Source organism: Actinomadura physcomitrii (assembly GCF_008923205.2).
Lineage (GTDB): Bacteria > Actinomycetota > Actinomycetes > Streptosporangiales > Streptosporangiaceae > Spirillospora > Spirillospora physcomitrii.
Map to the genome: position 1 here is coordinate 46,333 of NZ_WBMS02000050.1, position 22,975 is coordinate 69,307.

Below are 22,975 nucleotides of genomic sequence, written 5' to 3' on the forward strand. Positions count from 1 at the left end.
CCCGGTCCCGCTCGGGGCCGGGCCTCGGTCGTGCCGTCACGAGCGGGCGAGCTTGATGAGGGCGTCGCCGGTGAGGCGGTAGGTCGTCCACTCGTCCTGGGGGCGCGCACCGAGCGACTCGTAGAAGCCGATCGCGGGCTCGTTCCAGTCGAGGACGGCCCACTCGACGCGTCCGTAGCCGCGCTCGTCGGCGATGCGGGCGAGCTCGGTGAGCAGCGCCTTGCCGTAGCCGTGGCCGCGGACGCCCGGGTCGACGAAGAGGTCCTCCAGGTGGATGCCGTGCGTGCCGTTCCACGTGGAGAACGTGAGGAACCACACGGCGAACCCGGCGACGCGGCCCTCGTGCTCGGCGATGAGCACGTGGGCGCGCGGGTCGTCGCCGAAGAACCGTGCGTGCAGCTGCTCCTCGGTGGCCTTCACCTCGTGCAGGGCGCGCTCGTACTCGGCCAGCTCGCGGATGAACCGGAGGATCTCGGGGACGTCGTCGGGGGCGGCAGGGCGGATCATGCCGAAAGGCTATGCCAGGCCGCCGCGTGCGCCGTCCCGGGCCGTCCTGGGCCGTCCTGGGCCGTCCTGGTCAGAGCGCGGCCAGCGGCGCCTCCGGGTCGGCCCACCGCTCGTTCGGGACGAGCGGGTACCAGCCGGGGCGGCCCGGGTCGCGGTCGTAGGGGTAGCCGCCGAGCTCGCGGTACAGCTCGGCGTACTCGGCGACCTTGTCGCGGTCCAGGGTGACGCCGAGGCCGGGCCCGGACGGCACCGCGATCCGCCCGTCCGCGTACCGGAACGGGCCGCCCTCGATGACGTCGCCGGCGAGGTGGTGGTAGTGCGCGTCGGCGGCGTAGGTGAGGTTCGGCAGGACGGCGCCGAGGTGCAGCATGGTGGCGAGCTGGACGCCGAGTTCGCCGGACGAGTGCACCGACACCCCGAGCTGGAAGGTGTCGCAGATGCCGGCCGCCTTGACGCACGCGCGGATGCCGCCCCAGAACGTGGTGTCGAGGAGGACGACGTCCACGCTGCGGTGCAGCACGTTGGTGGCGAGCTGCTCGAAGTTGACGACGACGGTGTTGGTGGCGAGCGGCGTCGGCGTCCTCTCGCGGACGAGCCGCAGCCCCTCCAGGCCCCAGACGGGGTCTTCGAGGTAGTCGTTGTCGAGCGGCTCGATGGCCTTGGCGAACCGGAGGCCCTCGTCGAGGCTGAGCACGGCGTTGGGGTCGTAGCGCAGCCGGTCGCCGGGGAACGCCTCGGCGAGCGCCCGGTAGCACTCCAGCTCGTAGGCGGGCGGGAAGACGCCGCCCTTCAGCTTGTGGACGGTGAAGCCGTGCCGTTCCTTGAGGTCGCGGGCGTGCGCGACGAGCTGCTCGGGGGTGCGGACCTCCGGCGTCCGGCCGCCGGCGCCCGGGTAGCGGTAGAAGAGGTAGGACGCGAACGGGACGCTGTCGCGGACGCGCCCGCCGAGCAGGTCGTGGACGGGCACGCCGAGGTGCTTGCCGACGAGGTCGAGGCAGGCGAACTCGATGGCGGCGAGCATCTGGGTGCGGTTGTTGTACAGGCTCGCCGTCGGGTTGGCGATCTTGAAGCGGAGGGCCTCCAGCTCGAACGGGTCGTGCCCTTCCAGGTAGGGCGCGAGCGCGCGGAACGCGTCCTCGGCGCTCTGCCCGCCGCCGCCCATCTCGCCCAGTCCGACCAGGCCGTTGTCCGCCTCGACCTCGACGATCGTGCGGACGAAGCGGCCCCAGTGCGCGCCGTTGCTGTGCAGCAGCGGCGCCTCCAGCGGGACCGCGACGGTGGTGGCCCGGATGCCGGTGATCTTCATTGTCAGAGGTTCCCCTTCACCGTGACGGCGACGATCCCGCAGGCGGGCAGGCGGACGGTCGCGGCGCCGTCGCGGACGGGCGCCTCGGCGGCGTCGCGGCCGAGGCCGGAGTCGACGATCGCACGGCGCATCCCGGGGACGGCCAGGACCGTCTCGACGGGCGCGGCGGCGAGCGAGCGGAGCCGGACGACGAGGTCGGCGCCGCGCCGCCCGATCGAGGTGATGTGCACGTCGGGGTCGTCGACGGACGCGTACGCCTCGGCGGGCGCCGCCGGCCCGGTCCCGGTCGTGAGCGTCGCGACGAACGGGTCGGTGAGCCCGGCGGCGGCGAGGGCGCCGAGCCGCCGCCCGGGGACGTCGCCGGCGGCGGACGCGACGGCGTACCGGAAGGTGGTCTCGCCCTGCTGCTGCGACGGGAAGTTGGTGTCCCAGATGTTGTTCAGCGCCCAGGAGTAGACGGTGGCGGGCTCGTCGTCGACGGTCGGCGGGAACGGCGCGTACGGCATGTGGATGGAGCCGAACTGGACGAGGGGCGCTTCCAGCGTCGCCCATGCGACGGTCAGGTCGGGGTCCTCGAACGCGACCCAGTGCCGGATCGGGCGCATGTGCTCGGCCGATCCGGGGACGCTCGGCACGCCGGTGCCGCCGACGCCGCCGGTCAGCTCCCACGCCGCCGGTGGTCCGCCGGACGCGAACGGGAAGGCGAAGAACACCGCCTCCTTGGTCGCCGTGGGCTGCTTGCCGAGCTGGAAGCGCAGGTCGAGGCGCGGCACGCCCGCGTGCAGCTCGAGGGTGGTGCGGATCCAGTCGGCGCCCTTGCCGGTGAGTTCCACGACGAGGCGTTCTCCGACGGCGGTGCGCTCGCACTTCACGACGGCGGCGTGCCGGCCGAGGGCGCGGTCGCCGAGGAGCGTCCGGTCGTGCACGAGCATGTGCCCGGACATGTGATTGAAGTGCGGCGCGGTGGCGTACCGGTCGTAGACGTACTGGCCGAACCCGGCGGCGGCGTCGGCGTTGACCAGCTCGCGGCCGGCCGCCTTGTCGAAGACGGAGGCGAGGTGGCCTTCGGCGAGGTCGTAGGTGACGCGGTAGTACTCGTTCTCGATCACGCCGTCGCGGCCGAGGTCGACGGGTTCGGGCGCGGGCGTGTCCCCGCGGACGACGTCGAGGCGCACGCGGCCCATGCCGGGGACGTCCGGGACGACGGCCTCCAGGTGGCGGCCGATGGGGCGGGTCGGCCACTCGTCGGGGTCGACCTCCTCCTCGTGGTGCGGCAGCGGGTCGCCGGTGCGGGCGTCGAGCAGCGTCACCGGGACGTCGACGGGCACCACGTCGCGCGGCAGGAACGCGCGGACGACGTCGGTCCGCGCGGCGGAGCCGGGATTCAGGACGGCGAACGAGGCGAGCGCGCCGGGTGCGGGCGCGAGCGCGGCGCCGAACCGGCGCGCCCCGGCCTGCAGCAGGTCGAGGGCGTCGTCGCAGGACTGGTAGCCGACGGCGGACTTGCGGGTCCACTGCAGGCCGCCGGAGCCGGTGCCCTCCTCGGCGTCCTCCCACGGGTTGGCGGCGCCCCAGGTGTGCTCGTCGAACAGCGCGGCCTTGTCGTAGGCGTCGTCGAGGCCCTCGGCCTCGGCCCCGGCGAGGGCGTGCAGCGTCTCGGCGGTGCGCAGGACGTTCTGCGCGCGGCGGACGTGGCCGAGCGGGCGGGCGCCGGAGCCGAGGCCGTCGGCCCACCAGTCGGTCCAGTCGCCCTCGTGGACCTGGAGCCGGTCGTGGTGGTGCTCCTCGACGTGCTCGAAGAAGTCGGCGTTGGTCGCCATGCGCAGCCGGGGGTACTCCCATGTCGCGTTCCAGCGCAGCGCGATGTCGGCGGGCATGATCGACGGACCGGCGTTGTCGGCGTGCGCGCCCTGCACCCGCAGGTGCACGGCGTCGAGGACGTCGGGGGCCTTGTCGGCGCCTACCTGGCCGGGCGCCGCGTACCAGCCGAAGGTGCCCGGCCCGTACGGGTAGGGGCGGTCGGCGAGGGACGACAGGTAGCGCGGGAGCAGGTCCTCGGCGAGGTCGTAGCCGTCGACGAGCCCGACGGTGTTGCCCTCCATGTACGCCATGCCGTGCGGGGTGTCGGTGAACCACACGATCAGCTCGCGGCCGCTCGGCGCGCGCCAGCGGAACGGGCGGCCGAGCTTGTCGCCGCCGGTGATGTACGGGACGGAGCGTCCCGCCCAGTTGTGCGCCGCCGCGAGATAGCGGACGCCCGCGGCGTTCAGCGCGTCGACGACGCCGACGACCGCGCCGGGGATGTCGGTGTGCATGGCGGAGCGGACGTCGATGCCGTGCCGGCCGCGCAGGTCCTCCACGAACCGCAACTGCCGGTACAGCTCGTCGGTCGAGCACGCCTCGGTGTGCAGCTGCATGGGGAACGCGGTGACCTCGATGTTCCCGCTGCGGGTCCGGTCGACGAACTCGGCGACCTGGTCGCCTGGGCGGGTGGCGAGCCAGCGCAGCGCGGGCAGCGACGACTCGACCGACCAGCGGAACCGGGCGTCGTCGGGCCGCCCGTCGGTCTCGCGGGACAGCCGCAGCGCCGCGTCGAGGTAGTCGAGGTGGTGGCGCAGGACCATGCCCTGGGTGTCGGTGTAGCCGATGTCCAGGTGCGAGTGGTGGACGACGAAGACGCTCCACTTGCGCTGCGGGGTGACATCGAGCGGGGCGGCGCCGACGAGGCCCGCCTCGTCCCGCACCTCGAGGGTGAGGCGGCGCGGGGCGTCGACGGCGGGGACGAGCAGGGTCGCCCGGCCGTCGTCGCCGGTGCGCTCCTCGGCGTCGCCGAGCCGCAGCGTCAGCCCGGGGCCCGCCTCGATCCGGACGGCCTGCCGGAGCGCGCCGGCCGCGTCCCGCCTGAACAGCGGGACCACCGCCGCCCGCACCGACAGCCCGCGGACCGCGAGCACCTCGGTGGAGGTGTCGTGGCGGAGGGCGGCGCGGATTCCGTCGTAGTCGGGGGAACCGAGGCTCTCCGTCAGGAGCCGACTGGTCATCCGTGTCCTCTCAGAATGACTGTGACCGGGGGGTCAGAATTGGGCGAGCGTCAGCCCGCGGGTGAACAGCCGCTGCGTCGCGAGGAACAGCACGACCGTGGGGAGCGAGACCACGAGCCCGGCGGCCAGCGCGACCGGGACGGGCGTCCCGGCGTACACGTCGGTGGTGAGCGCCGACAGCTCCGCCCAGACCGGCCGGACGTTGTCGGACTGCGCCAGCGTCAGCCCGAACAGCAGGTCGTTCCAGACGTAGGTGAACTCGAGGATGAACACCGCGGCGAGCGCGGCCGACGACAGCGGCAGGTAGATGCGCCAGAAGATGCGGAAGGTGGACGCGCCGTCCAGCCGCGCCGCCTCGAAGATCGAGACCGCCACCGAGCCGAAGAAGTTGCGCATCACCAGCGCGGCGAGCGGCACGCTGATCGCGGTGTGGACCAGCACCAGGCCCATCTGGTCGTCGTACAGCGACACCTTGCTGTAGCCGACGAACAGCGGCACGAGCAGCATCTGGAACGGCACGACGGTGCCCGCGAAGATCACGATGAACCAGAGGAACCCGAACCGGACCCGCAGCACCACGATCGCGTACCCGGCGAGCGCGCCGAACAGCACGGCGAGCGCCGGCGCGACGAGGCTGTAGATCGCGGTGCTGCCGAGCGTCGCGCCGACGTCGGTGCGGCTCCACGCCTCGGAGATGTTGTCGAACAGGCCCATCGACCCGGGCGGCTTCACCGCGTCGGACGGGTCGTAGTCGCCGGCGGGGCGGACGGCGTTCGCGACGATCAGGTACGTCGGGAACAGCCACACCAGGCCGAGGACGATCAGCACGGCGCGGCGCATCAGGAGGCCTCCCCGGCGAGCTGGTGGCGTAGGTAGACGTAGGAGGCGAGGCCGGTGACGGTGGTGAGCGCCACCGCGATCGCCGACCCGTAGCCGTACTCGTCGGCGACGAAGACCTGCCGGTACATGGTCACCGCGAGGGTCTCGGAGGTGCGGCCGGGGCCGCCCTGCGTCATCACCCAGACGATGTCGAACGTCTTCAGGCTCGCGACCAGCGCCAGCCCGAACACCACGGTGGTGAGCGGCCGCATCAGCGGCCAGATGACGTGCCGGAACAGCTGCCAGCCGGACGCGCCGTCGATGCGGGCGGCCTCGATCGGCGCGCGCGGGATCGACTGGAGGCCGACGACGAACAGCAGCATGTTCACGCCGAGCTGCTGCCACGCCCACACCACGATCATCGCGAGGGTGTTGCGCGGGCCGTCCTGGAGGAACTCGGTGTGGCCGCCGGGCAGGCCGAGGAACGACAGCACCTGGTTGGCCATGCCGTCGGGCTGCAGGATGAAGCCCCAGATGAGGCCGAGGCCGGCGCCCGACATCGCGTACGGGATGAGGAACGGCAACCGGTACCAGGCGCCGCCCTTGATGTTGTACGACAGCACCGCGACCAGCAGGCCGAGCCCGACCGGCAGGACCGTGGTGCCCACGACCCACAGCAGCGTGTTGCGGACGGAGGTGAGCAGCGCCTCGTCCTGGAACAACCGCCGGTAGTTGTCCAGGCCGGTGAACTTCGGCGATCCGAGCCCGTCGTAGCTGGTGAGGCTGAGGTACGCGGTCCACAGGAACGGCAGGTAGATCAGCACCGCGACGAAGAGGACGGCCGGGGTGAGGTAGGCGTGCCGGAACCGGCCGTGCATCGCGAACCCGCCCGGGAGGCGCCCGCCCGTCCCGCCGCGCCGGTGGTGCCCGCCGTGCGCGCGGCGGTGCGGGGTCCCCGCGCGCACGGCGGTCGTCTGGTCGGTCATCGGTTCAGCTTCCGGCCTTGTGGTTCTTCCAGTAGTCCTCGTTGGCCTTCTGGATGTCCTTGAGCACGCTCATGTACGAGCCGGGCTTGCTGAGGAAGCCGTCGAACCCGCTGAGCGCGGCCGTGAGGACGGGCGCGGGCGCCGCCTCGAAGTAGCGGAGCACCAGCCGGTTCTGGCCGCTCGCGGCCTCCTTGGTGACCTTGTCCAGCTCCGGGTCGGCGATCTTGACCTTGGGGTTGCCGGACACGTCGCCGCGCGCGTTCGCCCACTTCTCCTGCGCGGCGGGGGTGATCCACCACTTCAGGTACTTGGTGCTCGCGGCGGCGTCGGGCGCCTTGCGCAGCGAGCACAGCGGCCCGCTCTCGAAGATCAGCGACCGTTTCGGCAGCGACGGCGAGACGTTCGGGATGAGGAAGAACCCGTAGTCGGTGCCGAGCTTGAGGCCGCGCTGGGTCATGCTGGTGTTGAACCAGGTGCCGTTGATCACCATGGCGGCGTCGCCGGCCTTGAAGTGGTCGGCGGGGTCGGCCTTGTCGCCGGGGTTGGAGAAGTAGCCGGCGTCGATCATCGACTTCCACTGCTGCATCACCTTGACCACGCCGGGGTCGGTGTAGGACGCCTGGCCGGTGGACAGCCGCTCGTACAGGTCGGGGTCGGTGCCGGCGAGCAGCTGCTCGAACCAGGCGAAGGAGAACAGCGACGTCGGCGTGGTCTGGTTGAACGGGACCTGGCCCTTGCTCTTCAGCGTCTGCGCGATCTTCATCAGGTCGGCCCAGGTGGCCGGCGGCGCCAGGCCGTACTTGGCGAAGATCTTCTTGCTGTAGAACATGCCCCAGTACCCGGTGTTGAGCGGCACGCAGTACTGCTTGCCGCCGACCGTGTAGTACTTGGCGAGGTCCTGGGTGAGGTCGCCGCTCTTGATGGCGTCCTGCCAGATCGACGTGGTCTCGGCGACCTGCTTCTGCTCGACGATCTCCTGGAGGCGCCCGCCGGTCTGCCAGGTGAACAGGTCCGGCTTGACCTTGGTGCGGAACGAGGACTTGATGAACGCGGTGTAGGTGGGCTCGTCGGTGTACCCGACGGGCTTCATGTCCAGCCCGGTCTGCTGCTTGCCCAGCGCGCTCATCTGCTCGAAGAAGGGCTTCCACGCGCCCTTGTCGTTGTAGAGCCTGAGCCCGGACTTCGACCCTCCCGAGTCGTTGCCCGAGGCGCAGCCCGCGACCGCGGCCAGCGCCGCGGCCGCCGCGAGGACGGCGGTCGTGCGCATGCGCATCGACGGCATGGGGGCCTCCCTGGTTCGTGGGGTGGTTGGAGGTCGGCTGAGGGTGTTCTGGGTGTGCTGAAGGGGACCGCCGGCCCGGCGCGGGCCTGCGGACGGGGGGTCAGGGGCGGTCGTGGACGGTCGGGGGCCGGGGGCGGTGGCGGGGTCAGGTGAGCCGGGACGCGATGACCTTCGTGACGTCGCGCAGGTGCGCGCGCATCAGCTCCTCGGCGCGTTCGGCCTCGCCGGCCTCGATTGCGCCGAGGATGGCGCGGTGGTCGTCGTGGTCGCGGCGCCGGTCGTCGAAGATCCGCAGTATCTCCCGCTGCTCGGCGCCGTGCACCGACAGCAGCGAGTCGATGACCTCGCCGAGCACGGCGTTCCCGGACGCGTGCGCGGCGGCGCGGTGGAAGGACATGTTCGCCGCGTCCAGCGCGGCGTCCTCGCCCTCCAGGTGCCGGCCCGCGTGGTCCAGGACGGTGCGCAGCCGCTCCAGGTCGCCGGGTTCGGCGCGGCGGGCGGCCATCGCGGCCAGCGGGGGTTCGATGAGCAGCCGGGCGTCCAGCAGCTGGAGGAGCTGGTCGCCCTGCAGCGGCCGGACGTTGGGGTTGGGGATGACGACCCGTTCGAGGTCGGCGCCGACGTAGATGCCGGAGCCGTGCCGCATCTGGACGGCGCCGGTGGCCTCGAGCCGGCGCAGCGCCTCGCGGAGCGTGGGGGTGGTCACCGCGAAGCGCTCGGACAGCTCCCGCGCCGAGGGGAGCCGGTCGCCGGGACGCAGCCCGCCGGCGCGGATCAGCTCAAGCACGCGCTCGGTGAGCGCGTCGGAGAGGCTGGGCCGGGCCACGTCCTTGGTCATCCTGTACCTCGTCTCCTTCATAAAGAAGTCAAGTCATCTAATCATTTGATGTACTGGGCTGTCCAGGCCCGGCCGTGCTCCTCGAGCCGCGGTCAGAGGTCGAACGCGCTGATGTGCCAGCGGCCCAGGTTCGCCACGAACGCCGTGGTGCCCCGGAACGCCAGGTTGGTCGGGTGGCAGAGCAGATGGGCGGTGGGGTCGCGGACGACCGTCTCCGGCCGCCCGTCCGGCGCCAGCCGCAGCACCTCGCTGGGCTCGTAGAGACCGACGTAGAGCAGGCCGTCGGGTCCGAAGGCGATGCCGTCGGGGACGGTGCCGGGCAGCTCGGCGGCCGTCGAGCGGTCGCCGGCGGTGCCGTCCGGCCGGATCTCGACGCGGGTGATCCCGGGCAGGAACGACTCGGCGACGTACAGCGCCGACTCGTCCGGGGCCAGCGCGAGGCCGTTGGCGAACGCCATCGGACGCTCGTCCCAGACCTCGCCGGCGCCGTCCGGCGCGTAGCGGAACACCGAGGGGCCGGGGTCGTCGATCTGCCGGCTGTCGGAGACGTAGATCCGGCCCGCCGCGTCGATCACCGGGTAGTTCGGGTTGACGAAGCGGTGGCCGTCCGCGCCGTCGGCGAACAGCGACACCTCGCCGGACGCCAGGTCGAGGCGGAACACGCCGGGGTGCTCGATGTCGCAGATGTACAGATGCTCCGCGGACGCGTCGAACGCGATGCCGAGCACGAACCCGTGGGTGCTCGCGACCTGCTCGACGCTCTCGCCCGCCGGGTCGACGCGGAAGATCTGGCCGGCCTCCCCGCCGCACCAGACGCTGCCGTCGGGATGGACCGCCACGCACTCGGGGTGGTCGAGGCGCGGGCTGCTGAACAGGCCGTCGAAGAAGACGCGGGCGTCCGGCATTCAGACCTCCGGGAGTGCGGCGGGGTTGCGGGCGAGCAGGCCGCCGTCGACGCGGTGCTCGGCCCCGGTGATGAACGAGGAGCGCGGGCCGGCGAGGAACGCCACCATCTCGGCGACCTCCTCCGCCCGCGCGACGCGGCCGAGCGGATGCGCCCGGCCCCACTCGGCGACCTGGCCGTCCTGGCTCAGATCGCCGCGGAACAGGTCGGCGGCCCAGCGCAGCATGGGGGTGTCGACGGAGCCGGGGCACACGACGTTCACGCGGATGCCGTCGGCGGCGTGGTCCAGCGCCATCGCCCGGGTGAGCCCGTTGATCGCGGACTTGCTCGCGGTGTAGGCGGCGACCCGGTCCTGCGACGCGAACGCCTGGACCGACGACACCGTGACGATCGTGCCGCCGCCGCGCCGCCGCAGCTCCGGGACGGCCGCCTTGCAGACCAGGAAGACGCCCTTGAGGTTGACGTCCAGGACCTCGTCCCACAGCTCCTCGTCGGTGTCCTCGACCGTCCCGTACCGCTGGATCCCGGCGCAGGTGACGACGGTGTCGAGGCCGCCGTGCGCGTCGACCGCGCGGCCGACGAGGCCCCGCATCTGCGCGGCGTCGGTGACGTCGGCGACGACGCCGGTCACGTCCAGGCCGGCGCCGCGCAGCTCCGCCTCGGCGGCGCGGACGCCGTCCTCGTCGATGCCGCAGAAGACGACCGCGGCGCCGTCCTCCGCGAGCCGCCGGACGACCGCCCGGCCGATGCCGAGCGACCCCCCGGTGACCACGGCGACCTTGCCGCCGAACTCCCTCATCGCGTCTCTCCCCCCTCGATCACGGCCGCGCGCAGCCACAGCGGCCTGGTCTCGTGCGGCCGCAGGGCGAGCGCCGACCCGTTGCGGACCGCCTCGGCGAGGCCCTCGGTCGGCCGTCCGGCGAACGGCTCGAGACCCACCACGTACGCACGGCCCCACCAGGGCGCCTCGCGGATCGCGCCGAGCTCCCGCCATACCCACAGGTCGGGCAGGACGGCGGCGTCCCACCGGACCCGCAGGCCGAGGGCCGCGTCCGGGTCGATGATCTCGTAACGGCCGTCCCGGAACCCGGACAGGTAGTGGATGTCGCTCGGCGCGCCGCGCTCGGGCACGACCGCCAGCCCGGGATCGGCGGCGGCCCCGTCCGGGAACCGGATCCGGTGCCCGGGACGCAGGAACGGGGCGCCGAAGACGATGTGGTGGCCCCACATCACCTCCAGCCCGACCCCCGACTCGTTGGTCAGCTCCTCGTCGACGCGCAGCTCCGCCTCGCCGGACAGGAGCCGGAACGTCTTCACCACGCGCAGCGGCACGCGCCGCGCCCGCACGGTCAGCCGCACCGCGACCTCGGACGGGTCGTCGGCCGCGATCTCGACGTCCCAGGGCAGCCCGGCGACCTCGCCGTGCTGCGCCAGCGCGGCGCCGCGGTAGGTGCTCGGCTCGCCGCCGTTGGGCAGCACCTCCTGCCAGCCGCCCTCGTAGTGGTCGAGGAACGCGGCCACGTCGTCGCCCGCGCCGCCCGCCACGTCGCGCGGGTTGCGGATCCCGTCCGGCGCGAGCCAGACGAAGTCCATGTCGCGCGGCTTGAAGCAGAACTCGGCGACGTCGCCGCCCTTGTCCGCGAGGACGGTCACGCGCAGCAGCTCGTTCTCCAGCACGACGGCGCGCATCCCGAACCAGGTGATCTCGTGCAGGCGCGCGCCCCAGTTGCGGGCCGGGCGATGCCGTCGGTACGCCATCGGTCAGCCGAACTTCAGGTCGACGAAGCGGGGCCGGTAGATGGACACGTCCTTGTAGTGGTCGGTGTTGACGAGGCTGTTGACGTTGTAGGACATGACGAGCCTGCCGGGGCGGCCCAGCTCCGGGTGGACGTGGGCGTTGTAGGTGAACACGTTGGGGTTGCCGTAGCTGCCGTTCGCGCCGGTCTCGGGCGTCGAGTAGACGGTGGTCCTCCCGGTGAACGGGCCCTGCGGCGAGCAGGAGAAGTACGCGACGATGTTCGTGTTGAACTTCACGGTCGTGTCCTGGGTGATGAGCATGTAGGCGCGGCCCATCCGGGTGACGCTGTACTCGTTGGCGACGCCGTCCATGATCCGCGCGGAGTCGGCCTCGTCGCGCGACCAGGTGCCGTCGCCCGCGTAGAACTCCCACGGCCCGGTGAGGTCGGTGCCGCGGACGCGGGCCAGGTGCATGTACTTGGTGTCGCCGAGGTCCTCGACGCCGTAGACGTAGATCATGCCGTCCGACCGCTGCAGCCAGGACGCCCAGGAGATCCCCTTGGACGACGGGATCGGCGTCACGCTGACGGGCTCGGACAGCCGGTCGGGCCGGAACTTCGCGACGACGTTGCGGAGCCAGCGCCAGTCCCAGATGCCGGGGCCGAACCGCTCGTACTCCTGGTAGGTCACCTGGACCCGGCCGCCCGCGGTGATCGCGTCGCCGGCCCAGAACCAGTGCTCACCGTCGCGCGGCGGCATGACGGCCGCCGGCTGCTCGCGGGTGCCGCCGTGCACGGTGCTCAGCCGGTCGCCCGACTTGACCACGAACGAGTTGTTGATGAACGGGGTGGTGCCGCCCTCGTCGACGACCGGCGGGCGGGTGCCGCCGGCGCCGACCTCGCCGAGGAAGGTGTCGGAGAACACGAACGCCACCTTCCCGCCGGGCAGGGTGGTGGAGAACGTGCTGTCCGCGCCGGTCCAGTCGTCGGTCCGGCGGTTGTCGTTGCCGTAGCGGGTGAACAGGGCGTTCAGCCCGGCGTCGGGCGCCGAGCCCTGGAAGGACGGGGTCGGGGTGCCGCCGCACGCCTGCGCGGCGGTGGCGGCGGCACGGGCGGGGGCGGTGAAGGTCGTCGTGGACAGGGCCAGGGTGAGAACGCCGGCGGCGAGGCCGCGCCAGGGGGATCTTCTGCGCACGGCCAGTAGTTTGGTCATTAGATGATTTGTTGTCTAGATGTATCGTGCTGCCCGTGAACGCTCCCCGGGTCGCCCTCATCGGCGAATGCATGATCGAACTGCGGCATCTGGCGCCGGACCGGCTCGCCCTCGGCTACGCCGGGGACGTCTTCAACACCGCCGCCTACCTGGCCCGCAGCGCCGCGCCCGGGACCCTGGACGCGCAGTTCGTCACGGTCACCGGCGACGACCCCTACAGCGCGGAGATGCGCGCGGCCTGGCACGCCCACGGCGTCGGCGACCGGTACGCGCGGATCCGTCCCGGCGGCCGCGCGGGCCTCTACCTGATCCGCACCGACGAGCACGGCGAGCGGACGTTCCAGCACTACCGGAGCGAATCGCCCGCCCGCGAGCTGTTCGGCCCGGACCAGCCCGCCGCGATCGACGACGCGGTCGCCGGCCACGACCTCGTCTACCTGTCCGGCATCACCCTCTCGATCATGGCGGAGCCCGCCCGGGCCCGGCTGGCGGAGGTGCTGGCGGAGACCCGGCGGCGCGGCGGCCTCGTCGCCTACGACGGCAACCACCGGCCGAGCGGCTGGCCGTCCCCCGGCGCGGCGGCAGGGGCCGCGTCCGCCGTCCTCGCGCACACCTCGATCGCCCTGCCGTCCCTGGACGACGACCGGATCGTGCACGGCGACGCGTCCGCCCGGGACTGCGTCGAGCGGCTCCGCGACGCGGGCGTGCCGGAGATCGTCGTCAAGCTCGGCGCCGCGGGCTGCGTGATCGCCGACCGCGACTCCATGGAGGCCGTCCCCGCCGTCCCGGACGTCCGCGTGGTCGACACCACGTCCGCGGGCGACGCGTTCAACGGCGCCTATCTGGCCGCCCGGCTGGCCGGCGCGGGCCGGCGCGCCGCCGCCGAGGCGGGCACCCGGCTGGCCGCCGAGGTGATCGGCCGCCCCGGCGCGCTCCTGCCGCCGCTTCCGGGCCGCCGCCCCGTGCCGTGACGCCGCCCGCCGCCCCGCCGGGGACCAGATCATTTAGTCAATACTCGGACAACCGGTCGAAACCTGTGCGCGCCGGAGTCTCGCAGTGGGCTCCGCAGGCGGTAGTTTCGGAGGCAGCGGGACCATCCTGCGAGGGAGTGACGTGACCGAGGAAACCGCTGCCATGCCTGCCAGTACACAGTTGTCCGTGCGCGACGTGGTGACAGTGAAGCTGCCCGCCGCGAGCGCCTACCTGTCCGTGCTCAGAACCGCGACCGCGGGGCTGGCCGCCAGGCTGGACTTCACGCTGGACGAGATAGAGGACCTGCGCATCGCGGTCGACGAGGCGTGCGCGATGCTGCTCTCCCAGGCCGTCCCCGGGACGGACCTGTCGTGCGAGTTCGAGCTGACCGGGGAGGCGATGCGCATCTCGGTGTCGGTGATCACCGTGGACGGCCAGGAGCCCAACCGCGACACCTTCGCGTGGACCGTGCTGTCGTCGCTGGCCGGCGAGGTCGACGCGCAGATCGGCTCCGACGACCGGGTGACCGTGACGCTGCAGAAGCGGCGCGGTACGGCGGGGGCCCCGTGACAGAGAAGACGACCATCGCCGGCGCGAGCAACGAGCGGTCCGAGAGCAGCGGCGTACCGGACCGCGCGCGGGCCCGCGCGCTGTTCGAGCGCCTCGCCGGGCTTCCCGAGGGCGACCCGGAGCGGCAGCGCATCCGCGACCAGCTCGTCGAGCTGCACCTGCCCCTGGTGGAGTACCTGGCCCGCCGCTTCCGCAACCGCGGCGAGTGGCTGGACGACCTGATCCAGGTCGCCACCATCGGGCTGATCAAGTCGATCGACCGGTTCGACCTGGAGCGCGGCGTCGAGTTCTCCACCTACGCCACGCCCACGATCGTCGGGGAGATCAAGCGGCACTTCCGCGACAAGGGCTGGGCGGTGCGGGTGCCGCGCCGGCTCCAGGAGCTGAAGCTGTCGCTGACGAAGGCGATCAGCGACCTCGCCCAGCGCGAGGGCCGGGCGCCGACGGTCAGCGAGCTCGCCGCGCACCTGCAGATGAGCGAGGAGGAGGTGCTGGAGGGCCTGGAGTCGGCGAACGCCTACTCCACGGTGTCCCTCGACGCGCCCGACTCCGGCGATGAGGACGCGCCCGCCGTGGCGGACTCGCTCGGCATGATCGACGAGTCGCTGGAGGGCGTGGAGTACCGCGAGTCGCTCAAGCCGCTGCTGGAGAAGCTGCCCGCGCGCGAGAAGAAGATCCTGCTGCTGCGGTTCTTCGGCAACATGACGCAGTCGCAGATCGCGGCGGAGCTGGGCATCTCCCAGATGCACGTGTCGCGGCTGCTGGCCCGCACGCTCGCGCAGCTGCGCGAGGGCCTCACCGCCGACGAGTGACGCCGAACGCCGAGGGGCCCCGGGGACGCATCTCCCCAGGGCCCCTCGGCGTTTCGAGGTCAGTTCTTCGCGGACGTCCCCGCGTCCTTGGCCGGCTGCTCCTTGAGGCGGTCCATGAGCTTCCGCCCGAGGGACCGGTCGTCCTCCGGGCGCGGCTCCGCGGCGCGCGGCGGGGCCTCGTCCTCCTCGTCCTCGTCATGATCGTGGACGAGCCAGGCGGTGCTCGCCGGGCTCAGCACCGCGACCAGCGCGAGCACGGCGACGACGCCCATCGGCACGGCGATCGCGGGCCGCTCGCTCTGCCACAGCGACCAGGCGACGGGCAGCGCGAACAGCTGGGTCAGGACCGTGGGGGCGCGGCTGCCCTGGGCGCCGCGCAGCAGGCCGCGGACGCAGGCGAGCATGCCCGCGCCGCCGGCGAGGGCGAGCACGGTCACGCCGATCGCGCTCACCGGGTCGACGGCGGCGCCCGAGGCGGTTTCCACGCCGGTGTAGACGCCGAACGCGACGGCGCCGAGGCCCTCCGCGCCCTCCAGGGCGGCGGCGGCCCGCACGGTGATGGGACGATCGGTCACAACGAAACCCTACTCGCCCGCCGCCGCGGCCGATGCGTGGGGAAACGCACGGGAAACGCTCGATACGCTGGCGCCGTGCGCGCCATGCTCATCGCCAACCCCAAGGCGACCTCGACCTCCCGGCGGGCCCGCGACATCCTCGTCCGGGCCTTCGCCGGTGACCTCGACCTCGAGATCGCCGATACCGCCCACCGCGGGCACGCGACCGAGCTCGCCCGCCGGGCCGCCGCGGAGGACTACGACGCGGTGATCGCGCTCGGCGGCGACGGCACCGTGAACGAGACGGTGAACGGCCTGCTCGCGGACGGCCCGTCGGCGGACCTGCCGGCGCTGGCGGTGCTGCCGTCGGGGAGCGCGAACGTGTTCGCCCGCGCGCTCGGGCTGCCGAACGACCCGGTCGGCGCGGCGCGGTCGGTGCTGGAGGCGCTGCGCGCCGGGCGGTACCGGACGGTCGGGCTGGGCACGGCGTCCCTGCCGGACGGCGCGGAGCGCTATTTCACCTTCAACGCCGGAGTCGGGCTGGACGCGGAGGTCGTCCGGGAGGTGGAACGCCGCCGCGGCGCGGGCGCGAAGGCCGATCCGTCACTGTACGTGCGGGCCGCGGTCCGCCATTTCTTCACGGGCACGGATCGGCGCCATCCGGCGCTCACCCTGGAAGTGCCGGGGCGCCCGCCGAAAGCCGGCCTGTTCCTCGCGTTCGTCTCCAATACCGCGCCGTGGACTTTCATGGGCCGGCTGCCGGTGAATCCCAGTCCGAAGTCGAACTTCGCGCGCGGGCTGGACCTGTTCGGGATGCGGACGATGGCGGCGGGCCCGGTCCTCGCGGCACTCGCGCAGATGATGCTGGTGCGGACCCGTCCGGTGCAGGGCCGCGACGTCGTGAACGTGCACGATGCGACGGAGGTCACCCTCCGCGCGGACCGTCCCGTGGCCTTTCAGCTGGACGGCGACTACCTCGGAGAACAGCGCAGCGTGACGTTCCGCTCGGTGCCGAAGGCGGTCCGCATCCTCATCTGAGACCGCCGTCACGCCATGTTGAGAGCCAAGTAACACACCCGACCCACAGGTGTGACACATGCGACACCCATACTTTGAGAATCCTTTCTCAAAGGTCTTGCGTCTGCCCGCGCCCGGCTGACACGCTCAAAGTGCGCCAGCCGACAGGGGCCCCAACGTCGTCCGCCTCCTGCTCGCAGCGCCGCGGAACAATCACCCTCGGATCTCCGGCCACCGCCGCTCCGGGCGTTCGCGACATGTGAAGCCGTTCACAAACGTGGAGTGTCTCACACCACCTGACGAAGGAGTGGACCGCATGGACTGGCGCCACCGCGCTGCCTGCCGTGACGTGGACCCCGAGCTGTTCTTCCCGATCGGCAACACCGGGCCCGCGATCCTGCAGATCGAAGAGGCCAAGCAGGTATGCCGGCGCTGCGACGTCACCGACGCCTGCCTGCGCTGGGCGCTGGACTCCGGCCAGGACTCGGGCGTCTGGGGCGGGATGGGCGAGGACGAGCGCCGCGCCCTCAAGCGCCGCGCCAGCCGAGCACGAGCCCGCGCGAACGCCGGTCTCTAACCCACGAGCAAGCCCCCCCGCGGCGCCGCTTCCGAGCCTCAAAGGCCGGAAAGCCGGCGCCGCCGGCATGAGAAACACCGCCACAACAACCCCAGCCCGCGGCGACCTGGACGGTCGCGATCGCGAGCGAAGCCGGATTCGAGCGAAGCGAGAATCCGATCGCGCAGCGAGCCCCCAGGGCGGGTCGAATCGATACAACAACCCCAGCCACCACCCCAGCCCCGCAGCGACCCGAACCGTCGCGATCGCGAGCGAAGCCAAGTTCGAGCCTGCGAGAACTTGATCGCGCAGCGAGCCGCTAGGCGAGTCGGAGCGATGCAGCGATCGCACGCAGCGCCCGTTGAAGGGAAGGCGCCCTGGCGCCTGACCGCCGAGGGCGATGCAATCAACACAGCGCCCGTTGAAGGGAAGGCGCCCTGGCGCCTGACCGCCGAGGGCGATGCAATCAACACAGCGCCCGCCGAAGGAAGGCGGTCTACCGCCTGACGCCAAGGGCATTGCGATCAACAAGAGGAATGTCGACGACGACTTCGGTGCCGCCGCCGGGGCGGTCGCGGAAGTCGAGGCTGCCGCCCAGCTCCCCGACGATCAGCGTGCGGACGATCTGCAGGCCGAGGCTGTTGCTGCTCTCCACGTCGAAGTCGGGGGGCAGGCCGACCCCGTCGTCGGCGACGATCGTGACGAGCCGCGGCCCGGCGGCGGGCCGGGGTTCGGCGGGCGCCTCCCGCGGGACGCGCGGCTCGTGGGCGTCGGAGCCGGGCCACTCCCCCCAGACCGGCACGCCCGCCGGTTCGGGCGGCGGTTCGCCCTCCCCGCAGCGGTGCGCGACGACCTCCAGCGTGCCGAACCGGTTGGCGAGGCCATGCTCCAGCGCGTTCTGCAGCAGCTCGGTGAGCGCCATCGCCAGCGGCGTCGCGACCTCGGCGGGCAGCACCCCGAAGCTGCCGGTGCGCTTCGGCGCGACCTTGGTCTCCGGGGTGGACACCTCCCCCGCCATCATGATCACCCGGTCCGCGATGTCGTCGAAGTCGATCAGCTCGTCCGGGGTGTGCGACAGGGTCTCGTGCACGATCGCGATCGACCCGACGCGGCGGACCGCCTCGTCCAGCGCCGCGCGTCCCTCGGGGATCTGCAGGCGGCGCGCCTGGAGCCGCAGCAGCGCCGCGACGGTCTGCAGGTTGTTCTTCACCCGGTGGTGGATCTCCCGGATGGTGGCGTCCTTGGTCATCAGCTCCCGGTCGCGCCAGCGCAGCTCGGTGACGTCCCGGCACAGCACGATCGCGCCGATCCGGGTGCCGCCGACGACCAGCGGGATCGTCCGCAGCTGCATGACCGACCCGTTGGCCTCGACCTCCACCTCGCGCGGGGCGCGGCCGCTGAGCACGACGCTGAGCGCCTCCTCCAGCGGCTCGCCGGTGTCGCACAGGTCGGCGGTGACCTTGCCGAGCGACTCGCCGACCAGGTCGGACGGCAGGCCGAGGCGCCGGTAGGCGGACTGGGCGTTCGGGCTGGCGTAGGTGACGCCGCCGCCGCGGTCCAGGCGCATCAGCCCGTCGCCGACGCGCGGCGAGCGGACCATGTTCGGCTCCTCGCCCGGCACCGGGAACCGCCCCTCGGAGATCATCTTGGCGAGGTCGCTGGCGCTCTGCAGGTAGGTCAGCTCCAGCCGGGACGGGGTGCGCGCCGAGCTGAGGTTGGTGCTGCGCTGGATCACCCCGAGGATCTTGGCGCCGCGGCGCACCGGGATCGACTCCTCCCGGACCGGGATGCCGCTGCCCCACTCGGGGTCGCCCTCCCGGACGATCCGCCGCTCCCGCCACGCCACGTCGATCAGCCCGCGCCGGCCCGTCCGGACGACCTTGCCGACGAGGTCCTCGGGGTAGGCGGTCGGCCCGGTCGTCGGCCGCATCTGCGCGATCGCCACCCAGCCCTGCACGGCGGCGCCGGTGTCGATCGTGCCGCCGCCGCGCCGTCCGCCCCGGGCGCCCGGCCCGTCGGCGGGGACCGCCGCGCCGGACCGCAGCGGCACCCACAGCAGCAGGTCGGCGAACGACAGGTCGGCGAGGAGCTGCCAGTCCGACACCAGCGCGTGCAGCCACTCCACATCGGTCTCGGTGAGGTCGGTGTGATCGCGGACCAGATCGGTCAAGGTAGGCACACGACCATCATCGCCTATCCGTTCCGGTGCCCCGGCGCCGTCACCGCCGCCCCCCACCTGGCAGGATTCGGGCATGACCGACGACCCCCTCGCCCGGCTCCGGGACGCCGCCGCCCGGCGCGCCGAGGCGGGCCTGCGGCGCACGCTGCGCCCCCGCGGCGCCGACCACGACGGCCTGGCCGACCTCGCGTCCAACGACTACCTCGGCCTGTCCCGCGACCCGCGGCTGGTGGCGGGCGCGGTCGCCGCCGCGCGCGCGTGGGGCACCGGGTCGTCGGGGTCCCGGCTGGTCACCGGCACCACCGAGCTGCACGCCGAGCTGGACCGGCGGCTCGCCGCGTTCACCGGCAGCGCCGCCGGGCTGGTGTTCTCCTCCGGCTTCCTGGCCAACCTCGGCGCCGTCACCGCGCTGTCCGGGCCCGGCACGCTGGTGGTGTCCGACCAGGTCAACCATGCCTCGATCGTGGACGCGTGCCGGCTGTCGCGGGCCCGCGTCGCGATCGTCCCGCACCGGGACGCCGGGGCCGTCGAGCAGGTCCTCGCCGGACGTGACGAAGACCACGCGGTCGTCGTCACCGACGCGGTGTTCTCCGTGGACGGCGACCTCGCGCCGCTGGCGGAGCTGCACCGGATCGTCCGGGCGCACGGGGCGCTGCTGGTGATCGACGAGGCGCACGCGCTCGGCGTCGTCGGCGACGGCGGACGCGGCGCCGCGCACGCCGCCGGGCTGGCCGGCGAACCCGACGTGGTCCTCACGCTGACGCTGTCGAAGTCGCTCGCCGCGCAGGGCGGCGCCGTCCTCGGCGCGCCCGAGGTGGTCCAGGCGCTGCTGGACACCGGCCGGTCGTTCATCTTCGACACCGGGCTGAACCCGCCCGCCGCCGGCGCCGCGCTCGCCGCGCTCGACGTCCTGGAGGCCGACCCGGACCTGCCCGGCCGGGCCCGTGCCACCGCCCGCGCGATGGCAAACCTCGCGGCCGGTTCCGGACTGGAGACCGCCGATCCGGCCGCCGCCGTCGTCCCGGTGTTCCTCGGCGAGCCCGACGACGCGGTCCGCGCCGCCGGGATCTGCGCTGAGCACGGGCTGCGCGTCGGCTGCTTCCGGCCGCCGTCCGTGCCGAAGGGCCGGGCGTGCCTGCGGCTCACCGCGCGCGCCACGGTCGACGAGTCGGACCTCACAAGGCTGCGGGCGGCCCTGGCGGAGATCGCGCGCTCTACCGGCCGTAGTCTTCACGCATAACATCGGGGGAAACCGATGATGAACGTGAGGAGATGCCGTGACGGAGGTCAGGGGCGGGCCCCGGCACGGGGACGGGTTCGAGCGCGGCTTCGACCGGGCGGCGCTCGGCGAGCTGGGCAGGCGCCACACCAGCCAGGCGCCGCGCATCCCGAAGTACTACAAGCTCAAAGAACTCCTCGTCGAACTCATCCAGTCGCTGCCGCCGGGCAGCCCGCTGCCTCCTGAGCGGGCGCTGGCGGAGAAGTACGAGACGTCCCGGACGACCGTCCGGCAGGCCCTCGCCGAGCTCGTCGTCGAGGGGCGGCTGCAGCGCATCCAGGGCAAGGGCACGTTCGTCGCCAAGCCGAAGGTGTCGCAGGAGCTCCAGCTCGTCTCCTACACCGAGGACATGCGCCACCACGGGCTGCGCCCGGAGACCCGCATCCTGGACGCCGGGTACGTCAGCGCCGACGAGCGCCTCGCCGCCCTGCTGTGCATCCGCCCGGGCGGGCGGGTGCTGCGCGTCCACCGGCTCCGGCTCGCCGACGGGGAGCCGATGTCGGTCGACACCTCGCACCTGCCGGCGCGCCGCTTCCCCGGCCTGCGCCGCGAGCTGCCCCGGCACCGCTCCCTGTACGAGACCCTCGCGACCGCCTACGACGTCCACCTGACGGAGGCGGAGGAGACGATCGAGACGGTCCTCGCCACGCCGCACGACGCGCAGCTCCTCGGCGTCGACGTCGGCCTGCCGATGCTGCTGCTGTCCCGGCACGCCTTCGACAGGACGGGTCAGCCCGTCGAATGGGCGCAGTCGCTGTACCGCGGCGACCGGTACAAGTTCATCACCCGGCTGCGCCGCGACACCTAATTCTGCGGCGCCTCGGGGGCGTGGGCCTCGCGGAAGGCGGCGGGGTCGAAGGTGCCGCCGAACGCCGGGGCCAGGCCCCGGTGCGCGGCGAGCAGGAACTCGGCGGGGTCGAGGGCGGACGCCCCGGCGGGCAGCACGCCCGACAGCGGGCGCGCCGCGATGGTCTCCAGGTCCCGGATGTTGCTGCGCATCGCCAGGTCGGGGTCGTCCGGCCAGGCGCCGATGACCACGCCGGCGAGCTGCACACCGCGGTGCGCCATCGCCTCCAGCGTCAGCGCGGTGTGGTTGAGCGTGCCGAGGTCCGGGCGGGTCGCGACGACGACCGCGGCGCCGAGCCAGCGCGCCAGGTCGGCGATGGTGGTGCCCTCCTCGTCGTAGCGGACGAGCAGCCCGCCCGCGCCCTCCACCAGCACGAGCCGGCGGGTCGCGGCGAGCTCCTGGACGTGCTTGGCGACGTCCGGCAGCCGGACCGGCGGGACGCCCGCGCGGCGGGCCGCGGCGGCGGGCGACAGCGGGTCGGGGAAGCGCGCGGACTCGTGCACGTCCTCGACGCCGGCGAGCCGCCGCACCTCGTCGAGGTCGCCGGGCTCGCCGCCGTCCGTCCCGGTCTGGCCGGGCTTGACCACGGCGACGGACGCGCCGCGCGCGGCGGCGACGGCGGCCAGCGCCGCGGTGACGATCGTCTTGCCGACGCCCGTGCAGGTCCCGGTCACTACGAGCACACTCACGCCCGGCACCCTAGCGCGCGGACCGGGGCCCGGTCGGCCGCCGGATCCCACAGTCTTCCGCCGCCGATTTTGTAGCGGCGGGAACCGGGCGGGGCGGCGGCGCGTCCAAGGCGCATGGCCGGTTCGCACACACGTACCAGCTTGATCACCGCGCTCGCGTGCGCGGGCACGCTGGCGGCCTGCGGCGGGGCGTCGGGCGTGGCCGAGCCGCCGCACTCGCTCGCACCCGGCGGATCCGCGACACAGCCCGCGAAGGACTCCCCGCGCGGCGAGCACCTCGTCCTGCGGATGCGCAAGACCGGCGGCATCGCCGGCCTCGGCGGCCCGGGCGCGCTGCCCGGCTTCTCGCTCTACTCGACGGGCCGCGCGCTCGTCGCGTCCCAGGCGAAGGTCACCGAGTACCGGCTCACGCCCGCGGCGCGCGACCGCCTGCTCGCCGAGGCGCGCGCCGCCGGCCTCGGCCGCTCGCACACCGTCCCCGCCGGGCACGTCGCGGACGCGATGGTGCTGGAGTTCACCCTGGACGGCGCGCACAGCGAGATCGCCGAGCCGGGCGTGCGGCCGGACCCGGCGACGGCGTTCCAGGCGCGGCTCGATCCCGCCCGGTGGCCGAAGGCCGACGTCGCGTCCGGTCCCCGGCCGTACGAGCCGTCCGCGGTGGCGGTGCTCGCGTCGCAGGGCGCGGTGGCCGACGGCCCGGTCCGCAGCTGGCCGCTGGCGCCGCTCGGCAAGGGCACGCCGGTCGGGGCCGCCGTGTGCACGGTCGCCGCGTCCGGCAAGGTCCCCTCGACGACCCCGAACACCGCCTGGCGCAGCGGCGGCAAGACCTACACCGTCCGCCTGCGCCCCCTGCTCCCAGACGAGCACA

The 22,975-nt window shown here is 73.2% G+C and carries 22 protein-coding genes; 8 read left to right on the plus strand and 14 right to left on the minus strand.

What is annotated here, in order from left to right:
• Positions 1-36: 36 nt before the first annotated feature.
• From F8568_RS39795 to F8568_RS39845, 11 genes are all read right to left on the minus strand, one after another.
• Positions 37-507 carry a GNAT family N-acetyltransferase gene (locus F8568_RS39795; RefSeq protein ID WP_151598867.1) on the minus strand — a complete coding sequence of 157 codons (471 nt, stop codon included), beginning with the start codon at positions 505-507 and terminating at the stop codon, positions 37-39.
• Positions 508-577: 70 nt separating this feature from the next.
• Positions 578-1,813, minus strand: coding sequence for an enolase C-terminal domain-like protein (locus tag F8568_RS39800; RefSeq protein WP_151598869.1), 1,236 nt, complete (start codon positions 1,811-1,813; stop codon positions 578-580).
• A 2-nt stretch (positions 1,814-1,815) separates the two neighbouring features.
• Positions 1,816-4,854 carry a glycoside hydrolase family 38 N-terminal domain-containing protein gene (locus tag F8568_RS39805; protein ID WP_151598871.1) on the minus strand — a complete coding sequence of 1,013 codons (3,039 nt, stop codon included), beginning with the start codon at positions 4,852-4,854 and terminating at the stop codon, positions 1,816-1,818.
• Positions 4,855-4,887: 33 nt separating this feature from the next.
• A complete protein-coding gene (locus tag F8568_RS39810) occupies positions 4,888-5,694 on the minus strand; it encodes a carbohydrate ABC transporter permease (protein WP_151598873.1) in 807 nt (268 codons plus the stop codon).
• Entirely contained in the window at positions 5,694-6,659 is a 966-nt protein-coding gene (locus tag F8568_RS39815) for a carbohydrate ABC transporter permease (protein ID WP_236009948.1), read from the minus strand. Before F8568_RS39815 ends, F8568_RS39810 begins: the two co-directional genes overlap by 1 nt.
• 4 nt (positions 6,660-6,663) lie before the next feature.
• Positions 6,664-7,941 (minus strand): ABC transporter substrate-binding protein, encoded by a 1,278-nt coding sequence (locus F8568_RS39820; RefSeq protein WP_151598875.1) that lies wholly within the window; start codon positions 7,939-7,941, stop codon positions 6,664-6,666.
• Positions 7,942-8,086: 145 nt separating this feature from the next.
• A complete protein-coding gene (locus F8568_RS39825) occupies positions 8,087-8,779 on the minus strand; it encodes a FadR/GntR family transcriptional regulator (protein WP_151598877.1) in 693 nt (230 codons plus the stop codon).
• Positions 8,780-8,871: 92 nt separating this feature from the next.
• Positions 8,872-9,684: an SMP-30/gluconolactonase/LRE family protein gene (locus tag F8568_RS39830; RefSeq protein WP_151598879.1), complete on the minus strand. Its 813-nt coding sequence runs from the start codon at positions 9,682-9,684 to the stop codon at positions 8,872-8,874.
• Positions 9,685-10,482, minus strand: a complete 798-nt coding sequence (locus tag F8568_RS39835) for an SDR family NAD(P)-dependent oxidoreductase (protein WP_151598881.1) — start codon at positions 10,480-10,482, stop codon at positions 9,685-9,687.
• Positions 10,479-11,441 carry a DUF4432 family protein gene (locus tag F8568_RS39840; RefSeq protein WP_151598882.1) on the minus strand — a complete coding sequence of 321 codons (963 nt, stop codon included), beginning with the start codon at positions 11,439-11,441 and terminating at the stop codon, positions 10,479-10,481. Before F8568_RS39840 ends, F8568_RS39835 begins: the two co-directional genes overlap by 4 nt.
• Positions 11,442-11,444: 3 nt before the next feature.
• Complete coding sequence (locus F8568_RS39845; protein WP_328601232.1) at positions 11,445-12,614, minus strand: DUF5005 domain-containing protein; 1,170 nt, start codon at positions 12,612-12,614, stop codon at positions 11,445-11,447.
• Positions 12,615-12,667: 53 nt separating this feature from the next.
• Here F8568_RS39845 and F8568_RS39850 point away from each other — a divergent pair, with 53 nt between their 5' ends.
• The 3 genes from F8568_RS39850 to F8568_RS39860 all read left to right on the plus strand — a co-directional run bounded on the left by F8568_RS39850 (position 12,668) and on the right by F8568_RS39860 (position 14,986).
• Complete coding sequence (locus F8568_RS39850; RefSeq protein WP_202125890.1) at positions 12,668-13,603, plus strand: sugar kinase; 936 nt, start codon at positions 12,668-12,670, stop codon at positions 13,601-13,603.
• A gap of 142 nt (positions 13,604-13,745) precedes the next feature.
• On the plus strand, positions 13,746-14,174 hold the full coding sequence (locus tag F8568_RS39855; RefSeq protein WP_151598884.1) for an ATP-binding protein: 429 nt from the start codon (positions 13,746-13,748) through the stop codon (positions 14,172-14,174).
• On the plus strand, positions 14,171-14,986 hold the full coding sequence (locus F8568_RS39860; protein ID WP_328601233.1) for an RNA polymerase sigma factor SigF: 816 nt from the start codon (positions 14,171-14,173) through the stop codon (positions 14,984-14,986). The genes F8568_RS39855 and F8568_RS39860 overlap by 4 nt, the downstream gene beginning before the upstream one ends.
• 59 nt (positions 14,987-15,045) lie before the next feature.
• Here F8568_RS39860 and F8568_RS39865 read toward each other — a convergent pair whose 3' ends face one another.
• Complete coding sequence (locus tag F8568_RS39865) at positions 15,046-15,561, minus strand: hypothetical protein (RefSeq protein WP_202125891.1); 516 nt, start codon at positions 15,559-15,561, stop codon at positions 15,046-15,048.
• 75 nt (positions 15,562-15,636) lie between these two features.
• Between F8568_RS39865 and F8568_RS39870 the strand changes: the two genes are divergently transcribed.
• Together F8568_RS39870 and F8568_RS39875 are read left to right on the plus strand one after the other, a co-directional pair.
• Positions 15,637-16,578 carry a diacylglycerol/lipid kinase family protein gene (locus F8568_RS39870; protein WP_151598886.1) on the plus strand — a complete coding sequence of 314 codons (942 nt, stop codon included), beginning with the start codon at positions 15,637-15,639 and terminating at the stop codon, positions 16,576-16,578.
• Positions 16,579-16,873: 295 nt separating this feature from the next.
• The gene (locus F8568_RS39875; protein WP_151598888.1) at positions 16,874-17,134 is read left to right on the plus strand and encodes a WhiB family transcriptional regulator; all 261 of its coding nucleotides are present in this window, start codon (positions 16,874-16,876) and stop codon (positions 17,132-17,134) included.
• Between the two features lie 475 nt (positions 17,135-17,609).
• Here F8568_RS39875 and F8568_RS39880 read toward each other — a convergent pair whose 3' ends face one another.
• The gene (locus F8568_RS39880) at positions 17,610-19,292 is read right to left on the minus strand and encodes a sensor histidine kinase (RefSeq protein WP_151598890.1); all 1,683 of its coding nucleotides are present in this window, start codon (positions 19,290-19,292) and stop codon (positions 17,610-17,612) included.
• Positions 19,293-19,365: 73 nt separating this feature from the next.
• Here F8568_RS39880 and F8568_RS39885 point away from each other — a divergent pair, with 73 nt between their 5' ends.
• Both F8568_RS39885 and F8568_RS39890 read left to right on the plus strand, forming a co-directional pair.
• Positions 19,366-20,532, plus strand: a complete 1,167-nt coding sequence (locus F8568_RS39885; protein ID WP_151598892.1) for an 8-amino-7-oxononanoate synthase — start codon at positions 19,366-19,368, stop codon at positions 20,530-20,532.
• 112 nt (positions 20,533-20,644) lie between these two features.
• Complete coding sequence (locus F8568_RS39890) at positions 20,645-21,379, plus strand: GntR family transcriptional regulator (RefSeq protein WP_151598926.1); 735 nt, start codon at positions 20,645-20,647, stop codon at positions 21,377-21,379.
• Here F8568_RS39890 and bioD read toward each other — a convergent pair.
• Complete coding sequence (gene bioD / locus F8568_RS39895) at positions 21,376-22,107, minus strand: dethiobiotin synthase (RefSeq protein WP_328601234.1); 732 nt, start codon at positions 22,105-22,107, stop codon at positions 21,376-21,378. The genes F8568_RS39890 and bioD overlap by 4 nt on opposite strands.
• A gap of 141 nt (positions 22,108-22,248) precedes the next feature.
• Between bioD and F8568_RS39900 the strand changes: the two genes are divergently transcribed.
• Positions 22,249-22,975 (plus strand): hypothetical protein (locus tag F8568_RS39900; protein ID WP_151598894.1); only part of this gene is annotated, 727 nt, incomplete at its 3' end.